At 54.3% G+C, this 24,046-nt stretch carries 25 protein-coding genes, 1 pseudogene and 1 riboswitch; of the genes and pseudogenes, 19 read left to right on the top strand and 7 right to left on the bottom strand.

All coding sequences use genetic code 11. The features are described 5' to 3' along the window. The first annotated feature begins 179 nt into the window (after positions 1–179). Positions 180–1,550 (top strand): envelope stress sensor histidine kinase BaeS, encoded by a 1,371-nt coding sequence (gene baeS / locus KAJ71_RS13490; protein ID WP_248946210.1) that lies wholly within the window; start codon positions 180–182, stop codon positions 1,548–1,550. A gap of 12 nt (positions 1,551–1,562) precedes the next feature. Further along, positions 1,563–2,279: an envelope stress response regulator BaeR gene (gene baeR / locus KAJ71_RS13485; protein ID WP_248946209.1), complete on the top strand. Its 717-nt coding sequence runs from the start codon at positions 1,563–1,565 to the stop codon at positions 2,277–2,279. A gap of 3 nt (positions 2,280–2,282) precedes the next feature. Here baeR and KAJ71_RS13480 read toward each other — a convergent pair. Together KAJ71_RS13480 and KAJ71_RS13475 are read right to left on the bottom strand one after the other, a co-directional pair. Continuing rightward, positions 2,283–2,672 (bottom strand): annotated as a pseudogene (locus KAJ71_RS13480) (type II toxin-antitoxin system VapC family toxin). A gap of 3 nt (positions 2,673–2,675) precedes the next feature. Continuing rightward, positions 2,676–2,939: an antitoxin gene (locus KAJ71_RS13475; RefSeq protein WP_021178792.1), complete on the bottom strand. Its 264-nt coding sequence runs from the start codon at positions 2,937–2,939 to the stop codon at positions 2,676–2,678. Positions 2,940–3,284: 345 nt separating this feature from the next. Here KAJ71_RS13475 and KAJ71_RS13470 point away from each other — a divergent pair, with 345 nt between their 5' ends. The 16 genes from KAJ71_RS13470 to gutQ all read left to right on the top strand — a co-directional run bounded on the left by KAJ71_RS13470 (position 3,285) and on the right by gutQ (position 19,562). Further along, on the top strand, positions 3,285–3,623 hold the full coding sequence (locus tag KAJ71_RS13470; RefSeq protein ID WP_248946208.1) for a YegP family protein: 339 nt from the start codon (positions 3,285–3,287) through the stop codon (positions 3,621–3,623). Between the two features lie 178 nt (positions 3,624–3,801). Continuing rightward, a complete protein-coding gene (gene trhP, locus KAJ71_RS13465; protein WP_248946207.1) occupies positions 3,802–5,154 on the top strand; it encodes a prephenate-dependent tRNA uridine(34) hydroxylase TrhP in 1,353 nt (450 codons plus the stop codon). A 534-nt stretch (positions 5,155–5,688) separates the two neighbouring features. Beyond that, complete coding sequence (yegS, locus tag KAJ71_RS13460; RefSeq protein ID WP_248946206.1) at positions 5,689–6,588, top strand: lipid kinase YegS; 900 nt, start codon at positions 5,689–5,691, stop codon at positions 6,586–6,588. Between the two features lie 461 nt (positions 6,589–7,049). Then, positions 7,050–8,264, top strand: coding sequence for a D-mannonate dehydratase ManD (manD, locus tag KAJ71_RS13455; protein ID WP_248946205.1), 1,215 nt, complete (start codon positions 7,050–7,052; stop codon positions 8,262–8,264). 14 nt (positions 8,265–8,278) lie between these two features. Continuing rightward, positions 8,279–9,292, top strand: a complete 1,014-nt coding sequence (locus KAJ71_RS13450) for a Zn-dependent oxidoreductase (protein WP_248946204.1) — start codon at positions 8,279–8,281, stop codon at positions 9,290–9,292. Between the two features lie 107 nt (positions 9,293–9,399). Next, positions 9,400–10,794, top strand: coding sequence for an MFS transporter (locus KAJ71_RS13445; RefSeq protein ID WP_248946305.1), 1,395 nt, complete (start codon positions 9,400–9,402; stop codon positions 10,792–10,794). A 30-nt stretch (positions 10,795–10,824) separates the two neighbouring features. Continuing rightward, positions 10,825–12,285 carry a mannitol dehydrogenase family protein gene (locus tag KAJ71_RS13440; RefSeq protein WP_248946203.1) on the top strand — a complete coding sequence of 487 codons (1,461 nt, stop codon included), beginning with the start codon at positions 10,825–10,827 and terminating at the stop codon, positions 12,283–12,285. A 101-nt stretch (positions 12,286–12,386) separates the two neighbouring features. Next, a complete protein-coding gene (locus KAJ71_RS13435; protein ID WP_248946202.1) occupies positions 12,387–13,073 on the top strand; it encodes a GntR family transcriptional regulator in 687 nt (228 codons plus the stop codon). Between the two features lie 224 nt (positions 13,074–13,297). Continuing rightward, complete coding sequence (gene fbaB, locus KAJ71_RS13430; RefSeq protein ID WP_248946201.1) at positions 13,298–14,347, top strand: class I fructose-bisphosphate aldolase; 1,050 nt, start codon at positions 13,298–13,300, stop codon at positions 14,345–14,347. 241 nt (positions 14,348–14,588) lie between these two features. Beyond that, the gene (gene srlA, locus KAJ71_RS13425) at positions 14,589–15,137 is read left to right on the top strand and encodes a PTS glucitol/sorbitol transporter subunit IIC (protein WP_025121953.1); all 549 of its coding nucleotides are present in this window, start codon (positions 14,589–14,591) and stop codon (positions 15,135–15,137) included. 15 nt (positions 15,138–15,152) lie between these two features. Continuing rightward, the gene (gene srlE / locus KAJ71_RS13420) at positions 15,153–16,133 is read left to right on the top strand and encodes a PTS glucitol/sorbitol transporter subunit IIB (protein WP_248946200.1); all 981 of its coding nucleotides are present in this window, start codon (positions 15,153–15,155) and stop codon (positions 16,131–16,133) included. Between the two features lie 18 nt (positions 16,134–16,151). Continuing rightward, a complete protein-coding gene (srlB, locus tag KAJ71_RS13415) occupies positions 16,152–16,514 on the top strand; it encodes a PTS glucitol/sorbitol transporter subunit IIA (protein WP_248946199.1) in 363 nt (120 codons plus the stop codon). Between the two features lie 10 nt (positions 16,515–16,524). Next, a complete protein-coding gene (gene srlD / locus KAJ71_RS13410; protein WP_248946198.1) occupies positions 16,525–17,304 on the top strand; it encodes a sorbitol-6-phosphate dehydrogenase in 780 nt (259 codons plus the stop codon). A 77-nt stretch (positions 17,305–17,381) separates the two neighbouring features. Next, a complete protein-coding gene (gene gutM / locus KAJ71_RS13405; protein WP_248946197.1) occupies positions 17,382–17,738 on the top strand; it encodes a transcriptional regulator GutM in 357 nt (118 codons plus the stop codon). Positions 17,739–17,821: 83 nt separating this feature from the next. After that, positions 17,822–18,598, top strand: coding sequence for a glucitol operon DNA-binding transcriptional repressor SrlR (gene srlR, locus KAJ71_RS13400; protein WP_248946196.1), 777 nt, complete (start codon positions 17,822–17,824; stop codon positions 18,596–18,598). Next, positions 18,591–19,562 carry an arabinose-5-phosphate isomerase GutQ gene (gutQ, locus tag KAJ71_RS13395; protein WP_248946195.1) on the top strand — a complete coding sequence of 324 codons (972 nt, stop codon included), beginning with the start codon at positions 18,591–18,593 and terminating at the stop codon, positions 19,560–19,562. Before srlR ends, gutQ begins: the two co-directional genes overlap by 8 nt. Positions 19,563–19,632: 70 nt before the next feature. Here the strand turns inward: gutQ and KAJ71_RS13390 are convergent, their stop codons facing one another. The 4 genes from KAJ71_RS13390 to thiM all read right to left on the bottom strand — a co-directional run bounded on the left by KAJ71_RS13390 (position 19,633) and on the right by thiM (position 22,920). Further along, on the bottom strand, positions 19,633–20,091 hold the full coding sequence (locus tag KAJ71_RS13390) for an inhibitor of vertebrate lysozyme family protein (RefSeq protein WP_248946194.1): 459 nt from the start codon (positions 20,089–20,091) through the stop codon (positions 19,633–19,635). 84 nt (positions 20,092–20,175) lie between these two features. Next, entirely contained in the window at positions 20,176–21,201 is a 1,026-nt protein-coding gene (locus KAJ71_RS13385; protein WP_248946193.1) for a Fic family protein, read from the bottom strand. Positions 21,202–21,328: 127 nt separating this feature from the next. Further along, a complete protein-coding gene (gene thiD, locus KAJ71_RS13380) occupies positions 21,329–22,129 on the bottom strand; it encodes a bifunctional hydroxymethylpyrimidine kinase/phosphomethylpyrimidine kinase (protein WP_248946192.1) in 801 nt (266 codons plus the stop codon). Beyond that, positions 22,126–22,920 (bottom strand): hydroxyethylthiazole kinase, encoded by a 795-nt coding sequence (gene thiM / locus KAJ71_RS13375; RefSeq protein ID WP_248946191.1) that lies wholly within the window; start codon positions 22,918–22,920, stop codon positions 22,126–22,128. The genes thiD and thiM overlap by 4 nt, the downstream gene beginning before the upstream one ends. 36 nt (positions 22,921–22,956) lie before the next feature. Beyond that, positions 22,957–23,048: riboswitch (TPP riboswitch) on the bottom strand. Here thiM and KAJ71_RS13370 point away from each other — a divergent pair. Next, positions 23,038–23,430 (top strand): tyrosine-type recombinase/integrase, encoded by a 393-nt coding sequence (locus KAJ71_RS13370; protein ID WP_248946190.1) that lies wholly within the window; start codon positions 23,038–23,040, stop codon positions 23,428–23,430. It overlaps the preceding riboswitch by 11 nt. A 9-nt stretch (positions 23,431–23,439) precedes the next feature. On the opposite strand, the gene KAJ71_RS13365 is transcribed toward KAJ71_RS13370, so the two are convergent. Continuing rightward, entirely contained in the window at positions 23,440–23,811 is a 372-nt protein-coding gene (locus KAJ71_RS13365; protein WP_248946189.1) for a hypothetical protein, read from the bottom strand. Between the last annotated feature and the right edge of the window lie 235 nt (positions 23,812–24,046).

The following is a 24,046-nucleotide window of genomic DNA, read 5'->3' as shown; positions in this document are numbered from 1 at the left end:
CCAGCGCCCCGCCAGGGTCCACCTCGGTGCAATGGCAGCTGTGGATCGTGGCTTTCGGCTTCTGCTTGGTTCGCCCGTTCAGAAAGCTTAAGTAAGCTGGTGGCCTCCCGCGTACTGGCCGACATCGCCCCCAACCGCACGTTGACCAAAGAGCCGGGCACCGGCTCCACGAGGACACTATGAGAATTGGCATTACCGGCAAGCTGTTTATGGCGATCTTCGCCACCTGCATGTTGGTGTTGATCACCATGCACTGGGGCGTACGCATCAGCTTTGAACGGGGTTTTATCGATTACATCAAGCACAGCAATGAGCAACGCATCAGCATGCTCGGCGACGCGTTGGAAGATCAGTATCGTCGCCACGGTAACTGGAAGTTTCTGCGTAACAATGATCGGGTGGTGTATCAGATCATGCGCTCGTTTGAACAGAACAGCGACAGCAGCCACAATCTGCCCCCCAAGGGTTGGCGCACCCAATTCTGGGTGGTGGACAACCAGTATAACCGGCTGGTCGGTCATTCCGGCCCGATCCCTAAAGAAAGCACCCGACACCCCATTCATTACAACAATCAGATCGTCGGTTGGGTGGTGGCGACCCCGCCGGAAAAACTGACGCGCAACGCGGACATCAACTTCGATCGCCAGCAGCGGCGCACCAGCTGGATGATCGTTGGGTTATCCACCTTGTTGGCAGCGGCAGTAACCTGGCTGATGTCGCGCGGCCTGCTGGCACCGGTTAAACGTCTGGTAGGCGGCACCCATCGGCTGGCGGCGGGGGATTTCAGCGCTCGGGTAGCGGTCAGCAGCCAAGATGAGCTGGGGCGACTGGCGCAGGATTTCAACCAGCTTGCCACCTCGCTGGAAAAGAACGAGCAGATGCGGCGGGCACTAATGGCGGATGTTTCCCACGAGCTGCGTACCCCACTGGCGGTACTGCGTGGCGAGTTGGAGGCACTGCAAGACGGCGTTCGCCAACCCACACCGGCTTCGCTCAGTTCGCTACAGGCGGAAGTCTCAACCCTCACCAAATTGGTGGACGATCTGCACCAACTGTCACTTTCCGATCTCGGCGCCCTCGCCTACCGTAAACTACCGGTAGATTGCGTGCATCTGGTGCAGATCGCCGTGGCGGCCTTCCATGAACGTTTTCATGCCAAACAGGTGGAAATCGTCACCTATCTGCCGGAACAGATGCCACTGTTTGGCGATCCTGACCGACTGCTCCAGTTATTCAACAACCTGTTGGAAAACAGCCAGCGTTATACCGATGCCGGTGGCCGGTTGGAGATCGGTATCGAACGCCTGCCGGGAACGGTGCGGATTTACTGGCAGGACAGTGCCCCAGGCGTGAACGACGAACAGCTGGCTCTGATCTTCGAACGCTTTTATCGCACCGAAGGATCGCGTAACCGCGCCAGCGGGGGGTCGGGGCTGGGGCTCTCCATCTGTCAGAACATTGTGGAGGCACACGGCGGCGAGATCAGCGCACAACACTCGCCTTTCGGCGGCGTGCGCATTACAGTAGATTTCCCCATCTCTGGTGAATAACAAGGTTGTTTGATGGAAAACCAAAATCAGCCACTACAGATCATGATTGTGGAAGATGAACCCAAGCTGGGTCAGCTGTTGGTAGATTATCTGCAGGCTGCTGGCTACACCACCCACTGGCTGAATAACGGCAGCGAAGTGATCCCGGCGGTGCATGAGCATCCACCGGCGCTTATTTTGTTGGATTTGATGCTGCCAGGCTGCGATGGCTTAACCATTTGCCGTGAACTACGCCGCTTTACCGATATCCCCGTTATCATGGTGACCGCAAAAATCGAGGAGATCGACCGCCTGCTGGGGCTGGAGATCGGGGCGGATGACTACATCTGCAAACCTTATAGCCCACGCGAAGTGGTTGCCAGAGTGAAAACCATTTTGCGCCGCTGCTATCGGCCCCTGGAACAAAGCGACGATGAGTCTCTGCTACATATTGATGAGCCGCGCTTTCAAGCCAGCTATCAGGGCCATATCCTGGATCTGACGCCAGCGGAATTCCGCCTGCTGAAAACCCTGGCCTGCCAGCCGGGCAACGTATTTTCACGCGAACAGCTGCTGAACAATCTTTACGACGATTACCGGGTGGTGACCGATCGTACCATCGATAGCCATATCAAGAACCTGCGCCGCAAGCTGGAGCTGATCGACGGTGACAAGGCGTTTATCCGTTCGGTCTATGGGGTGGGCTACCGCTGGGAAGCCGAACAGTGTCGGCTGCTCAATGGGCTGTGACGCTTACTGCGTCCAGTCTTCCACCTCAAGCTCCGCGACCATAGTGAAAGCCCGATCGCTGGTCACTATGGTTGCACCACGGCTTACCGCATGTGCGGCAATCAGCTGATCCAATGCCCCCATCGGTTTGCCTTGTTTTTCCATGCTTGCACGCATGACACCATAGCAATGTGCCGCCGCAGAGTCCCAGGAGTAAACGGTGACGGCGTCCAGGAACATCATCACCGTCTGTTTTAGCGCTTTATTCTGCCGCTTGGCTACGCCATAAAGCAGCTCCGCCTAGGTGATACTGGAAATACACACCGACGATGGCGGCACCCGCCCCATCGCAGCAAGCAGCCGGGGATGTTGACGAAAAAGCTGGCTCACCGTGTTAGTGTCGAACATATACATGACTTACTGTTCCTCCTTGAACGGATCCCGCTCTGCGACCCCTTGCTGGCGATCGTCAGCAGTCAGGAAGTCAGCAGGAACCGCCACGTTTTGCAGCATGGTCAGCAGCGGTTGCCAGGAGTCCAATTTCATTGGATGCTTCGACAAGATCACGTTGCCCTGTTCATCCCGGCGAATATAAACCTGATCGACATCGAATTCGAATTCCACTGGCAATCTCACCGCCTGATTTCTACCGTTTTTAAAAAGCTTGGCAACTCTTTCCATATTGCACCTCCTCACGCTGGCATAGGCCAAAGCATATGCCTATTTTGAGTGAATGCCAAGGCCAAGCTGCCTGTTTTTTGTTCGCATAAGGAATGCGGATATCACTCACCCTATCCCCTCAACGTAGCAAAATCATCTGCCGTCGAACGTTTTGTGCCAACGATGCGAACCGTCACGCAATCGCCAATGTAACCAGGGCAACTGCCCCCCGCCCAACCTGGCCAAAAGCACAAAAAGCCACCCATTTCTGTGCACTGGTACGCATTACTTCACCGTTAAATAAAACGCTCGCTGAGACATTAGCTACACTTATCTCACTTATTGGCACTAATCAGGAGCAGGATCATGGCAAGCGGACATTATGAGCTGACAAAATCGAGCAACGGGCAGTATCACTTCAACCTGAAGGCCAGCAATGGCGAGATCATTCTCTCCAGCGAGATGTATGCCAGCAAAGCCTCGGCGGAAAACGGGATTGCGTCCGTGCAAACCAATTCACCTCATGAGGCGCAGTTTGAAGTGAAAATCAGCGGCAACAACAAACCCTATTTCGTGCTGAAAGCCAAAAACCATCAGGTGATTGGCACCAGCCAGATGTACAGTTCGGATAGCGCAGCGAAAAACGGTGTTCAGTCAGTGATAAAAAATGGCCCTACCACCGACGTGCGCGATTTAAGCGCATAAATTTCATCCGGCCTGCGCGGTATCCGCTACCGCGCGGCTTTTCTGATGATGAAGATCAATCTCCCTTGAAAATTTCCGGTTAATTGCTGATTTCTTGGCGGGCTGCCGCTACAATCCCCCGCTTTTACTGCGCCATTGGGTGGCGCGGTGCTGACCTGAAATCAGACCGAGAATCACTATGTTTACACCAGAACTCCTCTCCCCGGCGGGAACGCTGAAAAACATGCGTTACGCCTTTGCCTATGGGGCCGATGCGGTTTACGCTGGCCAGCCGCGTTACAGCCTGCGCGTACGTAATAACGAATTTAACCACGAGAACCTACAGCTTGGGATTAACGAAGCCCATGCGCTAGGCAAAAGATTCTACGTGGTGGTTAACATCGCGCCACACAACGCCAAACTGAAAACCTTCCTGCGTGACCTGAAACCGGTGATCGACATGGGCCCGGACGCGCTGATCATGTCCGACCCCGGTTTGATCATGATGGTGCGCGAAGCCTTCCCGCAGATGGACATTCACCTCTCGGTGCAAGCTAACGCGGTCAACTGGGCAACGGTGAAGTTCTGGCAGCAGATGGGCTTGACGCGAGTGATCCTTTCCCGCGAGCTGTCGCTGGATGAAGTGGCTGAAATCCGTAGCCAGGTGCCAGAGATGGAGCTGGAGATCTTCGTTCACGGCGCGCTGTGCATGGCCTATTCTGGCCGCTGCCTGCTTTCCGGTTACATCAACAAACGCGATCCCAACCAAGGCACCTGCACCAATGCCTGCCGCTGGCAGTACAAGGCAGAAGAAGGCAAGGAAGACGATACCGGCAGCATCGTGCATATGCATGAGCCTATCGCGGTACAAAACGTCGAGCCAACGCTGGGCATTGACGCACCAACCGATAAAGTCTTTATGCTTTCCGAAGCGCAGAAACCCGGCGAGTACATGAGCGCGTTTGAGGACGAACACGGCACCTACATCATGAACTCAAAAGATCTGCGAGCCATCCAGCACGTAGAGCGGCTCACCCAGTTGGGCGTACATTCGCTGAAAATTGAAGGCCGTACCAAGTCGTTTTATTACTGCGCCCGTACCGCACAGGTTTATCGCCGTGCCATCGACGATGCCGTAGCCGGTAAACCCTTCGATCCTAGCCTGCTAACCACGCTGGAAGGCCTGGCTCATCGTGGCTACACCGAAGGTTTCCTGCGCCGCCATACGCACGATGCCCACCAGAACTATGATTACGGCTCCTCCATTTCCGAACGGCAACAGTTTGTCGGGGAATTTACCGGAGTGCGCCGTAACGGTTGGGCAGAAGTGGATGTAAAAAATAAATTCCTGGTCGGTGACAGCGTAGAAATGATGACACCAGGGGGTAACGTGTTGTTTACCCTGGAAAGCCTGCAAAACAAGAAGGGCGAGACGATCGATGTCGCCCCGGGCAATGGTCATATCGTTTATTTGCCGATCCCCGAGGATATCGACCTCAATTATGCGTTGTTGATCCGCAATTTGCCGCAGGATAACAGCCAGATCGGATAAGATTTTTATCGCCACCCGCCTGGGTGGCAATTTTTGGCAAATATTAGAATCAGATCACATCAATGAGCTCGCGGCTTGGTTATTATCAGGCTGCTTAAAACTAACAACGAAAATATTTGCATAGCAATACTAGGAACCACCTCCTTAGCCAGCCCAATCTCCCTTGGGTTGGCCTTTTCTTTTTTATCCCCTTTAATTTCAATTAGCTGAAAATTTCATTGGCATTTTTAGGATATTTCTTGCATTACGCCAAGCGGCTTATCATTTCCCCTGCAATATATAAATTATTCTATAGCGATTAATAAGGTCGTTAATACCAACGCTTAACTCGCGTGAGAGAAAGGTATTACCCCCATTGGGCATTGACTCTATAAATACCCTGTAGCAGCCAAACTCGGCATTACCTGAATATTCTTATGGCCCGCCACTGGCTTGTGGTTTATCGTTAACGACTTGGGTTAGGGGTTTAGCTACAGGGAAACCCACCTGGCCCCCCTTTGACAGCCGATTCATTTTTCGCCACAAGGATCAGGAATGCACCAATATGCACCAGCACTACTTATCATCAATGGTAAAAGCTCAGGCAACGAGGAAGTTCGCGCTGCGGTGAACATGCTGCGCCATGAGGGCCTGACCCTGCATGTCCGCGTCACCTGGGAACTGGGGGATGCCGCTCGTTACGTCAAAGAGGCCAGCCAACTGCGGGTGGCAACCGTGATCGCCGGTGGCGGCGACGGTACTATCAACGAGGTTGCTGCTGCATTGGCACAACTCCCAGCAGAGTTTCGCCCAATACTAGGCATACTGCCGCTGGGCACCGCCAACGACTTTGCGACCGCCTGCTCTATTCCCCTACAGCCAGATTTGGCCTTGCAGTTAGCCATCAAGGGCCGAGCGGTGCCGATCGATCTGGCCAAGGTCAATGACGAGCGCTATTTCATCAATATGGCGACCGGCGGGTTTGGCACCCGCATCACCACCGAAACCCCGGAAAAGCTGAAGGCCGCGCTGGGAGGCGTTTCTTATTTCATCCACGGGCTGCTGCGCCTGGATGCGCTAAAAGCCGACAGCTGCGAGATCCGCGGGCCAGATTTCCATTGGCGTGGGGAAGCGCTGGTGATCGGTATCGGTAACGGCAGGCAGGCCGGGGGTGGGCAGAAACTTTGCCCTGGCGCACTGATCAACGATGGTTTATTGCAGGTACGCCTACTGACCGCCGAAGAGTTGATTCCTACGCTGGTCAATATCCTGTTCAGCGGTGAGGAAAACAGCAACGTAGTTGATGCCGCATTGCCATGGCTAGAGATCGCCGCACCGCATGAAATTACCTTTAACCTGGATGGCGAACCGCTGAAGGGCCGGAATTTCCGCATTGAGGTACTGCCTAATGCTATTGAGTGCCGCTTACCGCCAAATTGCGATCTGCTGGAATAAGCAAATAAGCAACGTGCTCAGATCGAGCAGGCTTTAGCCCGGCGTAACTCCACTCACCCTAGCCCTCTCCCCAAGGCTGTCTCTTATACACAACTCGGCATCTTACTGTTTTTTATTGGAATTATTTCAAGCGCATCAATAGGGCACTCGGAAAATTTCTCTTTACAATCAGCCTACTATGTTTCTCAAATTACGGCCATTTGACCGCAACTTGAGATGTGTATAAGAGACAGCCCCAAGGAGAGGGGACAGTACGTGCTACAAATTAGCTCCCACTCCTGAACACACCTGCGAACCAACCACCCTCTTTTTACCTCAAGATAAAACCGCCACCCCCACGTCTGCTATCCACGAATAAATGTGATCTCAATCGGCAATTCTCACAAGTCATACTTGTATGGTAGTCAGTTCAAGGTTAATTTCCGCCCATACGTTATCAGCATAAACAGGATGTGGAAGTCATGAAAATTATTAAGGCCGAGGTGTTTGTCACCTGCCCAGGGAGAAATTTCGTCACCCTGAAGATCACGACCGACTGCGGGCTAACCGGGATCGGCGATGCAACCCTGAATGGCCGCGAACTACCGGTAGCGTCTTATCTGGAAGATCACGTCTGCCCGCAGCTGATTGGCCGCGATGCTCACCAAATTGAGGATATCTGGCAGTACTTCTACAAAGGTGCTTACTGGCGCCGTGGCCCGGTGACCATGTCGGCAATCTCTGCGGTGGATACGGCACTGTGGGATATCAAGGCCAAAGCGGCCAATATGCCGCTGTACCAGTTGCTGGGTGGCGCTTCACGTACCGGCGTCATGGTGTATTGCCACACCACCGGTCACTCGATTGACGAAGTCCTGGACGATTATGCCAAGCACAAGGAGCTAGGCTTCAAGGCGATCCGTGCACAATGCGGTGTACCAGGGATGAAAACCACCTACGGCATGGCCAAGGGCAAAGGCCTGGCATATGAGCCAGCCACCAAAGGTAACTGGCCGGAAGAGCAGCTGTGGTCAACCGAGAAATACCTCGATTTCACCCCTAAACTGTTTGAAGCCGTACGTAGCAAATTCGGTTTTGACGAACATCTGCTGCACGACATGCATCACCGTTTGACGCCGATCGAAGCCGCCCGCTTTGGCAAAAGCGTCGAGCAATACCGCCTGTTCTGGATGGAAGATCCCACCCCAGCCGAAAACCAGGAGTGCTTCCGCCTGATCCGCCAGCATACCGTGACCCCGATTGCGGTCGGTGAGGTGTTCAACAGCATCTGGGATTGCAAGCAGCTGATTGAAGAGCAGTTGATCGATTACATCCGTACCACCATCACCCACGCTGGAGGCATCACCGGTATGCGCCGTATCGCCGATTTCGCTTCGCTGTATCAGGTGCGTACCGGCTCCCACGGCCCTTCCGATCTTTCGCCAATCTGCATGGCAGCGGCGTTGCACTTTGACCTGTGGGTGCCGAACTTCGGCGTGCAGGAATATATGGGTTACTCCGAACAGATGCTGGAAGTGTTCCCTCATAACTGGACGTTCGACAACGGCTATATGCATCCGGGCGAAAAACCAGGGTTGGGCATCGAGTTTGACGAAAAACTGGCGGCCAAATATCCCTACGATCCAGCCTACCTGCCGGTAGCACGCCTGGAAGACGGCACCCTGTGGAACTGGTAACCCGAGGAATTTCCATGAAAAGCATTACTGTTCAACAGCCAGGGCAACTAGTGATTGAAGAATGTCCGTTGCCATCGCCGCTACAAGGTGAAGTCCGGATCCGTGTGGCTAGCGCCGGGATCTGCGGTTCCGACGTGCATATCTATCGCGGCCATAACCCGTTTGCCAAATATCCACGCGTGATCGGCCATGAATTCTTTGGCCATATCGACGCTATCGGCGAAGGTGTAGACCCGTCACGCATCGGAGAACGCGTGGTGGGTGATCCGGTTGTCAGCTGTGGCCATTGCTATCCCTGCTCGGTGGGCAGGCCAAACGTCTGCACCGAACTGCAGGTCATTGGCGTGCACCGTGACGGCGGATTCAGCGAATATGTGACGCTACCTGCCCAAAATGCCCATCGGGTGCCGGACAGCATTCCAGATAACGAAGCCACTATGGTCGAACCCTTCACCATTGCTGCCAACATCTGTAGCCAACTGCAACCTGGCCCGCTAGATGTAGCATTGGTGTATGGTGCAGGGCCGATGGGCCTCACCTCTATTCAGGCGCTGCGCGGCGTTTACGGCGTTAAACAGATTGTGGTGGCTGACCGTATCGATGAGCGCCTGGCGATGGCCACCGCCAACGGCGCGGATGTAGTGATCAACAACAGCCAGCTTGATTTGGCCAGCGAGTTACAAAAACTCGGCATCCGGCCAACGCTGATCATCGATGCAGCCTGCCACCCTGCCATTCTGCCAGAGGCAATCGACTTGGCTTCTCCCGCTGCACGCATTGGCATTATGGGCTTCTCTGCCGAGCCCTGCGTGATCAGCCAGCAAGCCATTACCAGCAAAGAGATCTCGATTTACAGTTCACGCCTCAACAGCAACCGCTTCCCGCAGGTGATTGCCTGGATGACGCAACGCCAGATCCAACCAGAGAAACTGATCACCCATCAGTTTACGTTTACGCAAGTGATTGAAGCGATGGAGATCTTCGAAAAAGACCAAAAGCAGTGCTGTAAAGTTTTACTGAAATTCTGACCTGACCACTTTCCAGCTACGGCCTGCTGTAGCTGGAAAGAAACAGGGGCTTCTGAACCTCATCTTTGCCGTCCTTACAACAACAATTTGCAGAGAACAGAACAATGATGAACGCAAAAATTGACAACACTCAGCCGGAAAGAAGTACCTCGGATCTGATCAAGGCGGCCGTTTCTGGCTGGCTTGGTACCGCACTGGAATTTATGGATTTTCAGCTTTATTCGCTAGGTGCAGCATTAGTCTTCCATGAAATATTTTTCCCGGAACAATCCGCCGCCATGGCGTTGATCTTGGCGATGGGCACTTACGGCGCTGGTTATATCGCCCGTATCGCGGGTGCCTTCTTCTTTGGACGCATGGGGGATACCATCGGCCGTAAAAAGGTGCTGTTTATTACCATTACCATGATGGGGATCTGCACCACCTTAATCGGCGTACTGCCAACCTATGCGCAAATCGGTATTTTCGCCCCCTTGTTACTGGTGTTACTGCGTATTATTCAAGGGCTGGGTGCCGGTGCGGAAATATCCGGAGCCGGCACCATGCTGGCGGAATATGCACCTAAAGGTAAACGTGGGATTATCTCCTCACTGGTTGCCATGGGCACCAACTGCGGCACACTGTCGGCAACCGCTATCTGGGCTGTGATGTTCTTCTTCCTGTCGAAAGAAGAGCTGCTGGCCTGGGGCTGGCGCGTACCTTTCCTGGCCAGCGTGGTCGTCATGCTGTTCGCCATCTGGCTGCGTATGAACCTGAAAGAAAGCCCAGTGTTTGAAAAGGTGAACGACGACAGTACCACCGCAACACCGGCTAACGCCGTGGCTGACAATACCCATTCGCTGTCGGCAATGTTCAGCAGCAAATCCTTCTGGCTGGCTACCGGGCTGCGTTTCGGCCAGGCAGGCAACTCCGGTCTGATCCAGACCTTCCTGGCCGGTTATCTGGTGCAAACCCTGCTGTTTGAGAAGGCTATCCCAACCGACGCCTTGATGATCAGCTCCGCCATTGGCTTTATTACTATCCCGTTCCTTGGCTGGCTCTCAGACAAGATCGGCCGCCGGGTGCCTTATATCCTGGTCAATATCTCCGCCATCATTCTGGCTTACCCAATGATTTCGATGATTGTGGATAAGACCAATGAGGTGAACGTGATTATGGCCTCGATCATTATTATCCATAACGTCGCGGTGCTGGGCCTGTTTGCACTGGAAAATATCACCATGGCGGAAATGTTTGGTTCACGTAACCGCTTTACCCGCATGGCGATCTCCAAAGAGGCCGGTGGTTTGGTGGCGGTCGGCTTCGGCCCGGTATTAGCCGGTATCTTCTGCAATATGACCGACTCCTGGTGGCCAATTGCAACCATGATGATCGTTTACTCCGTTATCGGTTTGCTGGCAGCGATATTGATGCCAGAGATAAAAGATCGCGACCTGAGCCTGCCGGAAGATGCCGCGGAAAGCCCAGCGCTGCCGATAGCCCAGCACGTCAGCAGTCATTAATCCCCTTCACATCACACAGTGAGTTTTAACATGGATACCAAGCTGTTAGCCGCCAACGCCATTGTTCCGCAATACGATCGTAGCAAACTGGTTCCACGCCTGGTTCATTTGGGCTTTGGTGCCTTTCATCGCGCCCACCAGGCGATATACGCAGATATTCTGGCACAGGAGCACGGCAGCGACTGGGGTTACTGCGAAATCAACCTGATCGGCGGCGAACAGCAAATCGCCGATCTCAAACAACAAGATATGCTCTACAGCGTGGCCGAGATGTCAGCCGATGCCTGGCGATGCCGGGTGGTGGGCATAGTAAAACAAGCGCTGCATGCACAAGTCGACGGGCTGGACGCCGTATTCCAGGCCCTGGCCCAGCCCGAAGTGGCGATTGTGTCCATGACCATCACCGAAAAAGGCTACTGCCATTCCCCCGCCACAGGCCAGTTGCAGCTGGATCATCCGCTAATTGTGCGGGATCTGGCTAATCCGCATTACCCGCAGAGCGCCGTTGGGGTCATCGTCGCAGCCTTGGCGCAGCGTAAAGCGGCCGGGCAACCTGCGTTCAGCGTAATGTCTTGCGACAATATGCCGGAAAACGGCCATGTGACCCGCAACGTGATCACCACCTATGCCAAAGCGCTCGATCCGGCGTTAGCCGCGTGGATCGAAACGCACGTCACCTTCCCTTCCACCATGGTCGATCGCATCGTGCCTGCCGTGACGCCAGACACCCTGGCCTTGGTCGCACAGCAAACCGGCGTGCAGGATCCGGCAGCCGTGGCCTGCGAACCATTCCGCCAATGGGTGATTGAGGACAACTTCGTGGCTGGCCGCCCGGCATGGGAACAAGCCGGTGCCGAACTGGTCAGCGACGTCTTGCCGTTCGAAGAGATGAAGCTGCGTATGCTGAACGGCAGCCACTCGTTCCTGGCCTATCTGGGTTATCTGGCCGGTTACCAACACATTAGCGACTGTATGCAGGATGAGCATTACGTCAATGCTGCCCGCCATCTGATGCTGGCAGAACAGGCTCCCACGCTGAACACGCCGGGAACCGATCTGGAGAAATACGCCGATTCCCTGCTGGCACGTTATCGCAACACGGCGTTAAAGCATCGCACCTGGCAGATCGCTATGGACGGCACGCAAAAGCTGCCGCAACGCATGCTGGATTCGGTACGCTGGCATTTGGCCAACGGCAGTGATTTTGACTGTCTGGCCCTGGGTGTGGCGGGCTGGATGCGTTACGTCGGGGGTAAGGATGAACAGGGTCAGCCGATCGACATCAGCGATCCATTACGTGAGGAAATTGCGCAGCGCGTCGCCAATAGTGCGGAAGGTGAGGCTCGCGTGATGGCGCTACTGCAAATGACCTCAGTGTTCGGACGCGACCTGCCGGATAATCAACGCTTCGTTGAGCTTGTGACCCATGCTTATCTGGCGCTGTTGGCGCGGGGAGCTAAAGCGACGATGGCAAGAGTGCTTGCACGTTAATAGAAACGCATAGAAAGCGGGTGGATTTATCCGCCCGCTTTCACAGGGTAATCTGCTAGTATGGTGGAATTCACCATTACCCTTACATATTAATTGTCGCCATGTCAGAATCGTACATCCTCACGAATAACGTCCCGGTCAATCAGCAGATCTATCGTTTCCTGCGCAAAGATATTGTCGATTGCACCATCCCACCGGGCACGTTGCTTTCCGAGAAAGAGATCTCCACCCGTTTCAGTGTTTCACGCCAGCCGGTGCGCGAAGCCTTTATCAAACTGGCTGAGGCGGGGCTAGTGCAGATCTTGCCGCAGCGCGGTACCTTTGTGATGAAAATCTCCGCCAAACGGGTGGCCGACGGACGCTTTATCCGTCAGGCGGTGGAATGTGCCATCGTGCGGCGCGTTGCCACCAGCATCACCCCCGAGCAACTGATGACGCTGGAGCATAATCTGCATCGCCAAGAGCTGGCGGCACAGAATAATCAGATCCGCGAATTTTTGGCACTGGACGACGAATTCCACCATCTGCTGACGCAAATGGCCAACTGCGCCCTGGCTTGGGAAACCATCGAGACCATCAAAGCGACGATGGACCGGGTGCGCTTCCTCAGCCTGAGCGAAGTGTCACCGCCGGAGAATCTGATCCACCAGCATTACCGTATTTTTGAGGCACTTAAAGCCCAGGATCCGGATGCGGCGGAGCGGGCTATTCACGAGCATTTGCAGGAAATGATCTATTCGATCACCCCGATTGCCCTGCAAAACACCGACTGGTTTGAAGCCGAGTAAAAGCTGTTCCCCTCTCCGACCAGGAAAGGGGACGCCATCAACAAACGCTCACTCGCAAATTTTGCCTTCTAAATAGCATTTCTTCTCAATCGCACCTATTGTCTCTTCGCACCATCAGGTTTTGATTAGTATCTTTTGCATAGCTTCAATCACCGCTTTTGACTACGCCGGTGGCCAAATACCCAGACTTACCGGTGTATAGGAAGCTTTAACGGGAGTGAATCATGACGGATATTGCACAATTGTTAGGTAAGGAAGCGGAAGACTTATTGCAACACCGCTGCACCACCATCCCTGCTGAAAATCTGTACCTGCCCGGTGGCGACTTTGTTGATCGGGTGATGATCGACAACAACCGTCCAAACAGCGTGCTGCGCTCAATGCAAACCTTGCTGAACCATGGCCGCCTGGCAGGCACCGGTTACCTGTCGATCCTACCGGTCGATCAGGGCGTGGAGCACTCTGCCGGGGCCTCGTTTGCCGCCAACCCGCTCTATTTTGATCCAAAAAATATCGTTGAACTGGCGATCGAAGCCGGGTGTAACTGCGTGGCCTCCACTTACGGCGTGCTGGCTTCGGTCTCCCGCCGCTACGCCCACAAGATCCCGTTCCTGGTCAAACTGAACCACAACGAAACCCTGAGCTATCCAACGCAATACGACCAAACCCTGTATGCCAGCGTTGAGCAGGCATTCAACATGGGTGCGGTGGCCGTTGGTGCAACAATTTACTTCGGTTCCGAGCAGTCACGCCGCCAGATTGAAGAGATCTCGATCGCCTTTGAGCGCGCTCACGAACTGGGCATGGTGACCGTATTGTGGGCCTATTTGCGTAACCCGGCCTTCAACAAGGATGGTGTAGACTATCATTCCAGCGCCGATCTGACCGGCCAAGCCAACCACATAGCCGCTACCATCGGTGCCGATATCGTTAAACAGAAAATGGCCGAGAATAACGGCGGCTACCGCGCGGTGAAATTCGGTTATACCGATGATCGCGTCTATGACAAGCTGACCACCGATCACCCGATCGACCTGGTGCGCTACCAGCTGGCAAACTGCTACATGGGCCGTGCCGGTTTGATCAACTCTGGCGGCGCGGCAGGGGAAAACGACCTGCAAGAGTCAGTGCGTACCGCAGTGATCAACAAACGGGCCGGTGGTATGGGACTGATCCTGGGACGTAAAGCGTTCAAGAAATCGATGAAGGATGGCATTGCCTTGATCAATGCCGTGCAGGACACCTATCTCGACAACAGAGTCACCATCGCTTAATCTTTATTTATCAAATAATTAGCATTAAAGGCTCAGCTCTGCTGGGCCTTTTTCATTCCCCACCCCCCTATCCTTGTGTTGATATTTGTTTTTCTTTCAAATTAATCTTTCACAATAAAATATTTATCTTTCAAAATGTGATCTATTTAAAACAAAAATAGCTATAAAGTGATTACTGTAGGGCCATGGCGACAGAGCCGCACTTCGCTCCAGGCCATAGCATCCATCACAGGAGAATAAAATGATTGAGCTAATAACCCATGGAGCCGAATGGTTTATCGGTCTGTTCCAAAAAGGCGGAGAAGTGTTTGTCGGTATGGTGACCGGCATTTTACCGTTGTTGATCAGCCTGTTAGTTATCATGAACGCGTTGATCAAGTTTGTTGGCCAGGAACGTATCGAACGTTTGGCACAGCGCTGTGCCGGTAACCCGGTTTCACGCTATCTGCTGCTGCCGCTAATCGGCACCTTTGTGTTCTGTAACCCAATGACCCTCAGCCTCGGGCGCTTTATGCCAGAGAAATATAAACCGAGTTACTACGCCGCCGCCTCTTACAGTTGCCACTCCATGAACGGCCTGTTCCCGCATATCAACCCCGGCGAACTGTTTGTCTACCTCGGTATCGCCAGCGGGCTGACCACGCTTGGCCTGCCGCTGGGGCCGTTGGCGGTGAGCTATTTCCTGGTGGGGCTATTTACCAACTTCTTCCGGGGTTGGATCACCGATCTCACCACCAGCGTGTTTGAACGCAAGATGGGCATCCAACTGGATCGTCAGGTTCAACTTTAATTTGTGGAGTGCAGCATGAGTGCTTATATCCGTATCGAGAAAGGTGCCAGCGGCTGGGGTGGTCCACTGCAATTGCCCATTGAGCCTGGCAAGAAGATCGTCTATATCACCGCCGGAACTCGCCCGGCTATTGTCGACAAACTCAGCGATTTAACCGGCTGGCCTGCCGTGGACGGTTTCAAAGAAGGCGAACCGCCAGCAGAAGAGATCGGTCTGGCGATTATTGACTGTGGTGGTACCTTGCGTTGCGGTATCTATCCTAAACGCCGTATTCCAACCATCAATATCCACGCGACCGGCCAGTCTGGCCCGCTGGCACAGTTTATTCTGGAAGATATCTACGTTTCTGGCGTGCGGGAAGACAACATCAGTCTGGTCGAGGTTGCCGAGAGTTCTACGGCTCCCCTACCCCAACTGCAGCCGAAAGCCCGCGACTACGATACCAGCAAGAAAATCACCGAGCAAAGCGATGGTTTGTTGGCCAAGGTTGGCATGGGCATGGGCTCGGTGGTGGCGGTATTCTTCCAGGCCGGACGTGACACCATCGACACCGTGTTAAAAACCATTCTGCCGTTTATGGCCTTCGTCTCGGCGCTGATCGGCATCATCATGGCCTCTGGTCTGGGTGACTTTATCGCCCACGGCCTGACGCCGCTGGCCAACAGCCCAATCGGCTTGGTGACATTGGCGCTGATCTGTTCCTTCCCACTGCTTTCACCGTTCCTCGGCCCGGGCGCCGTCATCGCTCAGGTCATCGGCGTGTTGGTGGGCGTACAGATTGGCCTTGGTCATATCCCCCCTCAGTTGGCACTCCCGGCACTGTTCGCCATTAACGCCCAGGCCGCCTGCGACTTTATCCCGGTGGGTCTGTCCTTGGCAGAGGCCAAGCAGGATACGGTGCGTGTCGGCGTCCCTTCGGTTCTGGTCGGGCGCTTCCTCACCGGCGCACCAACGGTACTGATCGCCTGGGCCGCATCGGCCTTTATTTATCAATAAATTGCCCGGAGGAAAACCATGAACACCATTTTCCAGACCACCATCACCCAGATTGGCGGCTGCGCCCGTGACGCTCTGTTGGATAACATGCTAATCACCTTCCGCGAAGGTGCCCCAGCAGATATTGAAGAGTACTGCTTCATCCACCAGCACGGCGATACCGCTGGTGAATTACAAACCGGGGGCGTGATGGAACTTGGCAATCGGCGCTACCCCATCACCGCCGTCGGAGAGGTTGCCACCCAGAACCTGCGCGAACTGGGCCATATCACCGTGCGTTTTGACGGCGAAACTCAGGCCGAATTCCCTGGGACGATCCACGTAACAGGTAGCACGCCCGCCGATGTCCCGTTAGGCAGCACACTGAAATTTATCGCATAAGGAGTAGATCATGTCTGAAGTAGCTGTAGTGATTGGCGGTGGCCAAACGTTGGGTGCTTTCCTGTGCCATGGCCTGGCTGAAGCGGGGTATCGCGTTGCAGTGGCCGATCTGAATGCCGACAACGCCAATCTGGTGGCACAGCAAATCAATCAGGAATTCGGGGCCGATCGCGCCATCGGTTTCCAGGCCGATGCCACCGATGAGGCCAGCGTTATCGCGCTGGCTAATGCGGTTGACCGGGCTTTTGGTCAGGCAAACCTGTTGGTGTACAGCGCCGGGATTGCCAAAGCCGCGCCGATCACCGATTTCCAACTGGGTGATTTTGACCGCTCCTTACAGGTGAACCTGGTGGGTTATTTCCTGTGTGCCCGCGAGTTCTCCCGCCTGATGATCCGCGACGGTATCGCCGGACGCATCATTCAGATCAATTCTAAATCCGGCAAGGTCGGCAGCAAGCATAATTCCGGCTACAGCGCTGCCAAGTTCGGTGGCGTTGGGTTGACGCAGTCGCTGGCTCTCGATCTGGCCGATTACGGTATTACCGTACACTCTCTGATGCTCGGCAATCTGTTGAAATCGCCGATGTTCCAGTCACTATTGCCGCAATATGCCCAGAAGTTGGGCATCAAGACGGAGGAAGTCGAGAAGTATTACACCGATAAGGTGCCGTTGAAACGCGGCTGTGACTATCAGGACGTGCTGAACACGCTGCTGTTCTACGCCAGCGATAAAGCCTCTTACTGCACCGGCCAATCGATCAACATTACTGGCGGACAGGTGATGTTCTGATTTACGAGCTGACATTAGGGATAAGGGGAAAAAAGCATCTAGCTCTCCCCTTTATTTTCACACAGGAGAACAACCGTATGACCAGCGCACTAATCACTTTCGCCGTTATCGCCTGGCTGATGCAAATCGCTCTGGGTTGGTGGCAGATCCAGCGTTTTAACCACGCATTCAATCGTCTATGTCTGTTGGGCACCGTCGGCGTTGGCCGCTCTGGGGGGCGGTTCAAACCCCGCGTGGTATTGGCACTGGCGTTTGACGCCCAACAGCGGGTATGTGGCAGCATGCTGATGCGCGGCCTGACCATCTTCGCCCAGCCTAAACAACTCAAGCAGTTACATGGCATGCATCAGCAACAACTTTGCCCAGATGTGATCTTCCCTGAGGATCAGGCATGCCAAACTGCACTATCGTTAGCGATCGCACCGAAATCATGATATTTTCACATTAAAAGACATTACCTTTCATAGTGAACTATCTAACCGAGAGGAATGGTCCACTCTTGTGAACAGGGATCTGTATGAAACCAAAGCAGCGGCAAGCCGCTATCCTCGAATACCTGCAGCGGCATGGCAAAACGGCAGTGGATGCCCTAGCAGAGCATTTCTCTACTACCGGTACCACCATCCGTAAAGATCTCACCTTGCTGGAAGAAGAAGGCGAGGTGATCCGTACCTATGGCGGTGTGGTGCTTAGCCGTGACGATGGCGATCAGCCCATCGACCGTAAAACCCATATCAACACCGAAAAGAAACGGCAGATCGCCTATGCCGCCATCAAGCTGATCGACGATGGCGATTCGCTGATCTTTGACGCAGGCAGCACTGTATTGCAGATGGTGCCACATCTGGCGCAGTTCAATAACATCACCGTGATGACCAACAGCCTGACTATCGTCAACGCGCTGGTGGAACTGGATAACGATCAAACCATCCTGATGCCCGGCGGCACCTACCGTAAAAAATCCGCCTCCTTTCACGGCAGCCTGGCGGAGTCGGCATTTCAGCAGTTCAGCTTCGACAAGCTGTTTATTGGTGCCGACGGTGTCGACCTCAATGCTGGTGTCACCACCTTTAATGAGGTGCATAATGTCAGCAAGGCGATGTGTGAAGCCGCCAGCCGCATTGTGTTGCTGGTCGATTCCTCGAAGTTTGGCCGCAAAAGCCCCAACGTGGTGTGCGATCTGAGCGTCGTGGATACCCTGATCACCGATAACGGCATCAACCCGGATTACCTGGCTGCGCTACAGGCCAAAGGTATCAATATCATTCTGGTAGGAGACCCCACTGATGAGTAACGCCACAGCCCTGCTCAATTTTGCCCGTGAAACGTTGGAGATTGAGCTGACCGAAGCGCAACGCCTGCTGGCACGCCTGGATGACAACTTTGTCCGCGCCTGCGAACTGCTGCTCAACTGCCGTGGCAAGGCGGTGATTTCCGGTATCGGCAAATCCGGCCATATCGGCAAGAAGATTGCCGCTTCGCTTGCCAGCACCGGCACTCCGTCGTTTTTCGTCCATCCGGCGGAAGCCTTACATGGCGATCTGGGGATGATCGGTGCCGATGATGTGGTGATCTTTATCTCCTATTCAGGCCGCGCCAAAGAACTGGATCTGATCCTGCCCCTGCTGGCAGAAAGCAAGATCCCGGTGATTGCCATGACCGGTGGCAAAGAGTCGCCACTGGCGCTGGGGGCCGCCTGTACGCTGGACATCAGCGTCGAGCGAGAAGCCTGCCCAATGGGCCTGGCGCCAACTTCCAGCGGAGTGACTACGCTGATGATGGGGGATGCATTGGCAATGGCCCTGATGCGCCAGCGTGGTTTTAATGCCGAAGATTTTGCCCGCTCCCATCCAGGTGGCAGCCTGGGTGCTCGCCTGTTGAATCGCGTCCATCATTTGATGCGTACCGGCGATCGCCTGCCGATGGTGCAAGAAAGTGCCAACGTGATGGAAGCCATGCTGGAGTTGAGCCGTACCGGCCTAGGCCTGGTAGCCGTATGCGATGCACAGCAAAAAGTGGTGGGTGTGTTTACCGACGGCGACCTGCGCCGCTGGTTGGTGAAGGGCAATAGCCTCAATGATGGCCTCAGCCCGGCGATCACGCGCCCCGGCTACCGGTTGCCAGAACAGTGGCGTGCCGGGGAAGCTCTGGCTGCGCTGCACGAACAGCACATCAGTGCCGCTCCGGTGGTGGATATCGATGGCGTGCTGGTAGGGGCAATCAATCTGCACGACCTGCATCAAGCAGGGATCGGCTGAACTGTCCGTAGGGCGTAGCATGCTACGCCCACTTTACTGCCTTGGCGCGTAGCTTTTCCCCTCAGCAACGTTATTTCCAGTCTGGATTGCCCTCAAACTGTTTCTTCAGCAATGCTTTCATCTGATCATCCGGCTTACCCAGCCATTGATATTTGGCGTATTTCTTCGGATGGTCGATTGCCTGCGGCTTATTGGGCACTTCAACCCGCACACCCCAGGCCTGGGACTTGTCTGCTTTAAAGGCCACAATCATAAAGTTATTAGCGCAGTCATGCTGCTTGCAGATGTTACCGATCTGGTAGCTTTGGCCCTTCCAGGTGACGGTTTCGGCGGGTGTGGAAGTACCGACCCCTTTGCGCGCCCAACCCGGTAACTGGGCCTGGCCCTTCACCATATTCTTCCAACTGGTTTGGTAGCCTGGTTGCTGGATCAAATCTGAGGCAGTAATAATCTGTTCGGCAAAACTGCCGATGCTAAATCCAAGCAGAGTTGCAACCATGGCTCCCCGCAAGCTCTTTTTTCCTATCATGGTCTTCTCCCTCGGGAAATCAAAAGCATAGTTCCAAGTAGTTCAGACCACAATTAAGCGAGAAAGTTGGCTCAGCGTTTTTCGTCAGACAACCTGCCAATACCCTTTTTTGGTTGCCCCAACCCTGATTAACCGCTTTCCTTCCTGGAGAACCTTGAGGCTTCGCTCAATGGTACGGCTGCTCATCGCCAATGTTTCCGCCAATTGGACAATGGTGACGGAGGGATTGGCAGCAATAATGGCCAAGATACGTTCAGTCGTTCGACTAAGCGGTGGTAAATTTTCTTCCGACATTTCTTCCGACATTTCTTCCGACATTTCTTCCGACATTGTGGCAAACTTCCCCTTCTGCCCGCCAATACCTTCGGCTAATGCCGCCACCAGTTTCTCCAGCATGAAGTCAATAAATGCGGTGCAATCGCTAGCCCGATCACAGACTCCCAGAACTCGGTAATAGTCCTGCTGCTGATTATGGATCAGGGTTTCAACCGGTAGCCATGCCAGCTCTGAACGCCATTCACTGAGGATCAACGTTTGCCATAAACGCCCCATTCGCCCATTACCATCGGCAAAGGGATGAATAAATTCGAATTCATAATGAAAGATAGAGCTGGCGATAAGTGGATGAATATCGGTGTGCTTTAACCACGCCAGCAGATCGCCAACCAAACGCGATAGTTGGCTGGCAGGTGGTGCCATATGGATAAGTTGTTTATCCCGATATACCCCAACATTACCGCTGCGTAGCTGCCCCGGAGCATCGACCAGCCCTCTCATTAAAAAGCCATGTGCCGCCAACAAATCCTCAAGGCGATGACTTTGCCAGCTTGGCAATTTTTCATAGGTAAGAATGGCGTTACGGACTTCTTGAATATCTTTTGCCGGTGCCAACACCCGCTTACCGTCCATGATCGCAGTCACCTGCTCAGTAGACAGGCTATTATGCTCAATGGCCAATGACGCCTGGATGGTGCGGATACGGTTCTCTTTGCGTAACAAAGGTGAAGATTGCCCAGCTTGCGCGGCCCAATGCCCCAATAGCTCGCCCACCTCAATCACGTGATTCAGGATAGCCGGAGTAATGGTATAAGGAGGTTGATAACCAGCCATCTTGCTTCCCTTTGTTCGCATAAATCAATCAGTCTGAGCCGCATTGGGCTTGGATCCCGATCATGGAGGGCTTGGTGGAAAATATCAAGCAACTGACCAAATAGCATCGGCTAGTGGAAAAGTTGGCTCACCACCAGGCATGGAAATGGTGTACCGGCCCAATCCCCTGCCCCACCTCCAGACTATCGGCCTGCTGTAAGGCCTGTTGCAGGTAGTTTTTTGCCGCAGTCACGGTATCGGCCCAATTTGGGTGACGCGGGCGCAAGGCTGCCAGTGCCGCAGATAAGGTGCAGCCAGTGCCGTGAGTGTGCCTGGTCGCTATGCGTGGCGCACTAAAGCGCTGCTCAAAGCCGGGGGTAAATAGCCAATCAGGGCTTTCGTCTTCACTTAGGTGCCCCCCCTTCATCAACACCGCCTGACAGCCCATCGCTAACAATGCCAGGCCCTGCTCGCGCATTTGCGATTCGTTTTGTGCCGGAGCGCAAGCCAACAAAGCAGCGGCCTCTGGCAAGTTCGGCGTGATAATGGAAACCAACGGCATTAGCTCACTGCGAATGGATTCCACCGCTTCCGATGCCAGCAACGGGTCACCGCTTTTAGCCAGCATCACCGTATCCAGCACCACATAAGGTAGCTTGTAATGGCGTAGGCGCTCGGCCACTGCCCGCACGATATCGGCATTGGCCAACATGCCAATTTTAGCGCTGTCGATGCGGACATCGCTGAGTACCGAATCCAGCTGGGCGGCCACAAATGCCGGCTCGATGTGATACACCGACTGCACGCCACGGGTATTCTGCGCCACCAGCGCAGTGATCACGCTGGTGCCATAAGCCCCCAACGCAGAGAAGGCTTTCAGATCGGCCTGAATGCCAGCCCCGCCACTGGGATCGGTGCCAGCGATGGTGAGTGCGTTAATCCGTTTCATAGCAGATCCTCCATCCGCAGTTGGTGGAGGGCATCCAGGAAGGCAGCAGTAAAGCTGCCAGGGCCAGAACACTGCGCCGTGGCCCTTTCACCACATAGCGCCATCACCCGACAAGCGGTGGCAACGTTATCCAACCGATCGCCCGGCAAACTGCAAAATGCTGCCACGACGGCAGAAAGCGCGCAGCCCGTTCCCACCACGCGCGTCATCAATACATCGCCACCCGTGACGGCCCAGTCTCGCTCACCATCGGTGATGTAATCTGTCTCACCGGTGACGGCCACAATGGCCCCGCAATTACTTGCCAATACGCGTGCTGCGGGTAACGCCACCAGAGAGTCATCCTGACTATCTACGCCACGGGCGCTGGTCTGCAGGCCACTCAAGGCAATGATTTCCGACGCGTTGCCACGGATCGCCGCAGGCCGCAAGGTGAGTAAACGGCGGGCGAAGGTAGCGCGATATTCCAATCCCCCAACGGCAACCGGATCCAGTAACCAGGGTTTATCAGCACGATTTGCAGCCTCGATGGCGGCTAACATCGATTCTGCTCGCGATGCGTGCAGGGTGCCTATGTTGATCAACAGCGCATCGGCCACGCGGCTGAACTGCGCGGCCTCTTCCGGTTCCACCACCATCGCCGGGGAAGCACCCAGCGCCAGCAGCACGTTGGCCGTCAACTCTTGCACCACTTCGTTGGTCAGGCAGTGGATCAATGGAGGTTGGCGTTTAAATTGGTTAAAGCAGGCCGCGGCACGGGTGCCGGGTAACACATCAGGTCGAGTAAACATAATGCTCCCAACCGGCGTTCAAGAAGGCGGGTACCGGCTGAGATACCGCGACATCCCTACGCTGGCATAATCCAGATCAGGTAATACGGGTAATTTCTCAGCCCCTAAGGGCACCCCGTGTCGACGTTTGCCATTATTGGGGGTGCGGCCAGTGAGGTCAATCATAGTAAACAAGTTATGCATTTCAGAACTGAAGAGCATGGGCGCAAAACCGTTACAACCTTTATCGGTAAAATTCGTGAAAACTGCCTGAGTACAAAACAGTACCACACTCTCTGGCACTGCCTTGGCGATACTCCATCACATGCAGCAATGCGTTTTCTGATGGTCACGGGGGCCAGGAAGAGTGAAGTAACTAAGATGACATGGTCCGAGCTGGATCTGGATGCCCAAATCTGGACTCTGCCCACCACGAGGACAAAAACCCGGCAAGAACGCACCTACCCACTCCCAGCGGTACTCATTAAGTTGTTAAAGGAATGGTCTTGGACTCGAAAAGGCAGCGATTGATCTTACCCACTAACAATCGACATAAGATGACCAGAGTGGCATATGATAGTGCTTTCTCAGGGGGGTATTGGCTAGCAGGTTGAAGCCTTGCTGACAGCCCGTGCAGTAGAATTGCGGGCGGGCATGGATACGGTAGCAATATTGTCCACACTCCGAACAGTCAGCCGTTTGGCTGAACTCAAGCTCATGTAGCCAGGCTTTGAACTGTGCACATTGCTGATTCACCTTGTCGGGTGGTTCTACAAATTCCCGCTGCTGACGTGGGAACCACCACGCATACAACGTGGGATAGTCCACACGCATTATCTCGGCGATGACATTATCACGATGGTAAACACCAGCTATCGAAATATTCAGGCGTTCACTAATCTTGGCGGTCATCATCCCTGAAAGGCGATAAACAGCAATGTGGGGCCATAACGGAATAAACTCCTGTCGACATCTTGCCAGTGGCGTTCCATACAAACGATTGAATCCTCCATCACAGCTATAACACCTATAGTTTTTGATGGTTTTGTCTCGCTTGCTGGCCCGGTTGTCTGATCTTACCCACTAACAATGGACACACGACTAAGCGAGGGTCTGGTTTTCAAATTGTTCCGGGCTGAGTCCGCCA

The sequence above is a fragment of the Serratia silvae genome (genome assembly GCF_023282985.1).
GTDB lineage: Bacteria > Pseudomonadota > Gammaproteobacteria > Enterobacterales > Enterobacteriaceae > Chania > Chania silvae.
The sequence above is the reverse complement of the archived record's forward strand: the minus strand, read 5'-3'. Positions and strand labels throughout refer to the sequence as shown.

Excerpts from the sequence above, each read along its gene's own strand:
- baeS (WP_248946210.1), top strand. The coding sequence starts at position 180 with ATGAGAATTGGCATTACCGGCAAGCTGTTTATGGCGATCTTCGCCACC.
- baeR (WP_248946209.1), top strand. The coding sequence starts at position 1,563 with ATGGAAAACCAAAATCAGCCACTACAGATCATGATTGTGGAAGATGAA.
- KAJ71_RS13475 (WP_021178792.1), bottom strand. The coding sequence starts at position 2,939 with ATGGAAAGAGTTGCCAAGCTTTTTAAAAACGGTAGAAATCAGGCGGTG.
- KAJ71_RS13470 (WP_248946208.1), top strand. The coding sequence starts at position 3,285 with ATGGCAAGCGGACATTATGAGCTGACAAAATCGAGCAACGGGCAGTAT.
- trhP (WP_248946207.1), top strand. The coding sequence starts at position 3,802 with ATGTTTACACCAGAACTCCTCTCCCCGGCGGGAACGCTGAAAAACATG.
- yegS (WP_248946206.1), top strand. The coding sequence starts at position 5,689 with ATGCACCAATATGCACCAGCACTACTTATCATCAATGGTAAAAGCTCA.
- manD (WP_248946205.1), top strand. The coding sequence starts at position 7,050 with ATGAAAATTATTAAGGCCGAGGTGTTTGTCACCTGCCCAGGGAGAAAT.
- KAJ71_RS13450 (WP_248946204.1), top strand. The coding sequence starts at position 8,279 with ATGAAAAGCATTACTGTTCAACAGCCAGGGCAACTAGTGATTGAAGAA.
- KAJ71_RS13445 (WP_248946305.1), top strand. The coding sequence starts at position 9,400 with ATGAACGCAAAAATTGACAACACTCAGCCGGAAAGAAGTACCTCGGAT.
- KAJ71_RS13440 (WP_248946203.1), top strand. The coding sequence starts at position 10,825 with ATGGATACCAAGCTGTTAGCCGCCAACGCCATTGTTCCGCAATACGAT.
- KAJ71_RS13435 (WP_248946202.1), top strand. The coding sequence starts at position 12,387 with ATGTCAGAATCGTACATCCTCACGAATAACGTCCCGGTCAATCAGCAG.
- fbaB (WP_248946201.1), top strand. The coding sequence starts at position 13,298 with ATGACGGATATTGCACAATTGTTAGGTAAGGAAGCGGAAGACTTATTG.
- srlA (WP_025121953.1), top strand. The coding sequence starts at position 14,589 with ATGATTGAGCTAATAACCCATGGAGCCGAATGGTTTATCGGTCTGTTC.
- srlE (WP_248946200.1), top strand. The coding sequence starts at position 15,153 with ATGAGTGCTTATATCCGTATCGAGAAAGGTGCCAGCGGCTGGGGTGGT.
- srlB (WP_248946199.1), top strand. The coding sequence starts at position 16,152 with ATGAACACCATTTTCCAGACCACCATCACCCAGATTGGCGGCTGCGCC.
- srlD (WP_248946198.1), top strand. The coding sequence starts at position 16,525 with ATGTCTGAAGTAGCTGTAGTGATTGGCGGTGGCCAAACGTTGGGTGCT.
- gutM (WP_248946197.1), top strand. The coding sequence starts at position 17,382 with ATGACCAGCGCACTAATCACTTTCGCCGTTATCGCCTGGCTGATGCAA.
- srlR (WP_248946196.1), top strand. The coding sequence starts at position 17,822 with ATGAAACCAAAGCAGCGGCAAGCCGCTATCCTCGAATACCTGCAGCGG.
- gutQ (WP_248946195.1), top strand. The coding sequence starts at position 18,591 with ATGAGTAACGCCACAGCCCTGCTCAATTTTGCCCGTGAAACGTTGGAG.
- KAJ71_RS13390 (WP_248946194.1), bottom strand. The coding sequence starts at position 20,091 with ATGATAGGAAAAAAGAGCTTGCGGGGAGCCATGGTTGCAACTCTGCTT.
- KAJ71_RS13385 (WP_248946193.1), bottom strand. The coding sequence starts at position 21,201 with ATGGCTGGTTATCAACCTCCTTATACCATTACTCCGGCTATCCTGAAT.
- thiD (WP_248946192.1), bottom strand. The coding sequence starts at position 22,129 with ATGAAACGGATTAACGCACTCACCATCGCTGGCACCGATCCCAGTGGC.
- thiM (WP_248946191.1), bottom strand. The coding sequence starts at position 22,920 with ATGTTTACTCGACCTGATGTGTTACCCGGCACCCGTGCCGCGGCCTGC.
- KAJ71_RS13365 (WP_248946189.1), bottom strand. The coding sequence starts at position 23,811 with ATGACCGCCAAGATTAGTGAACGCCTGAATATTTCGATAGCTGGTGTT.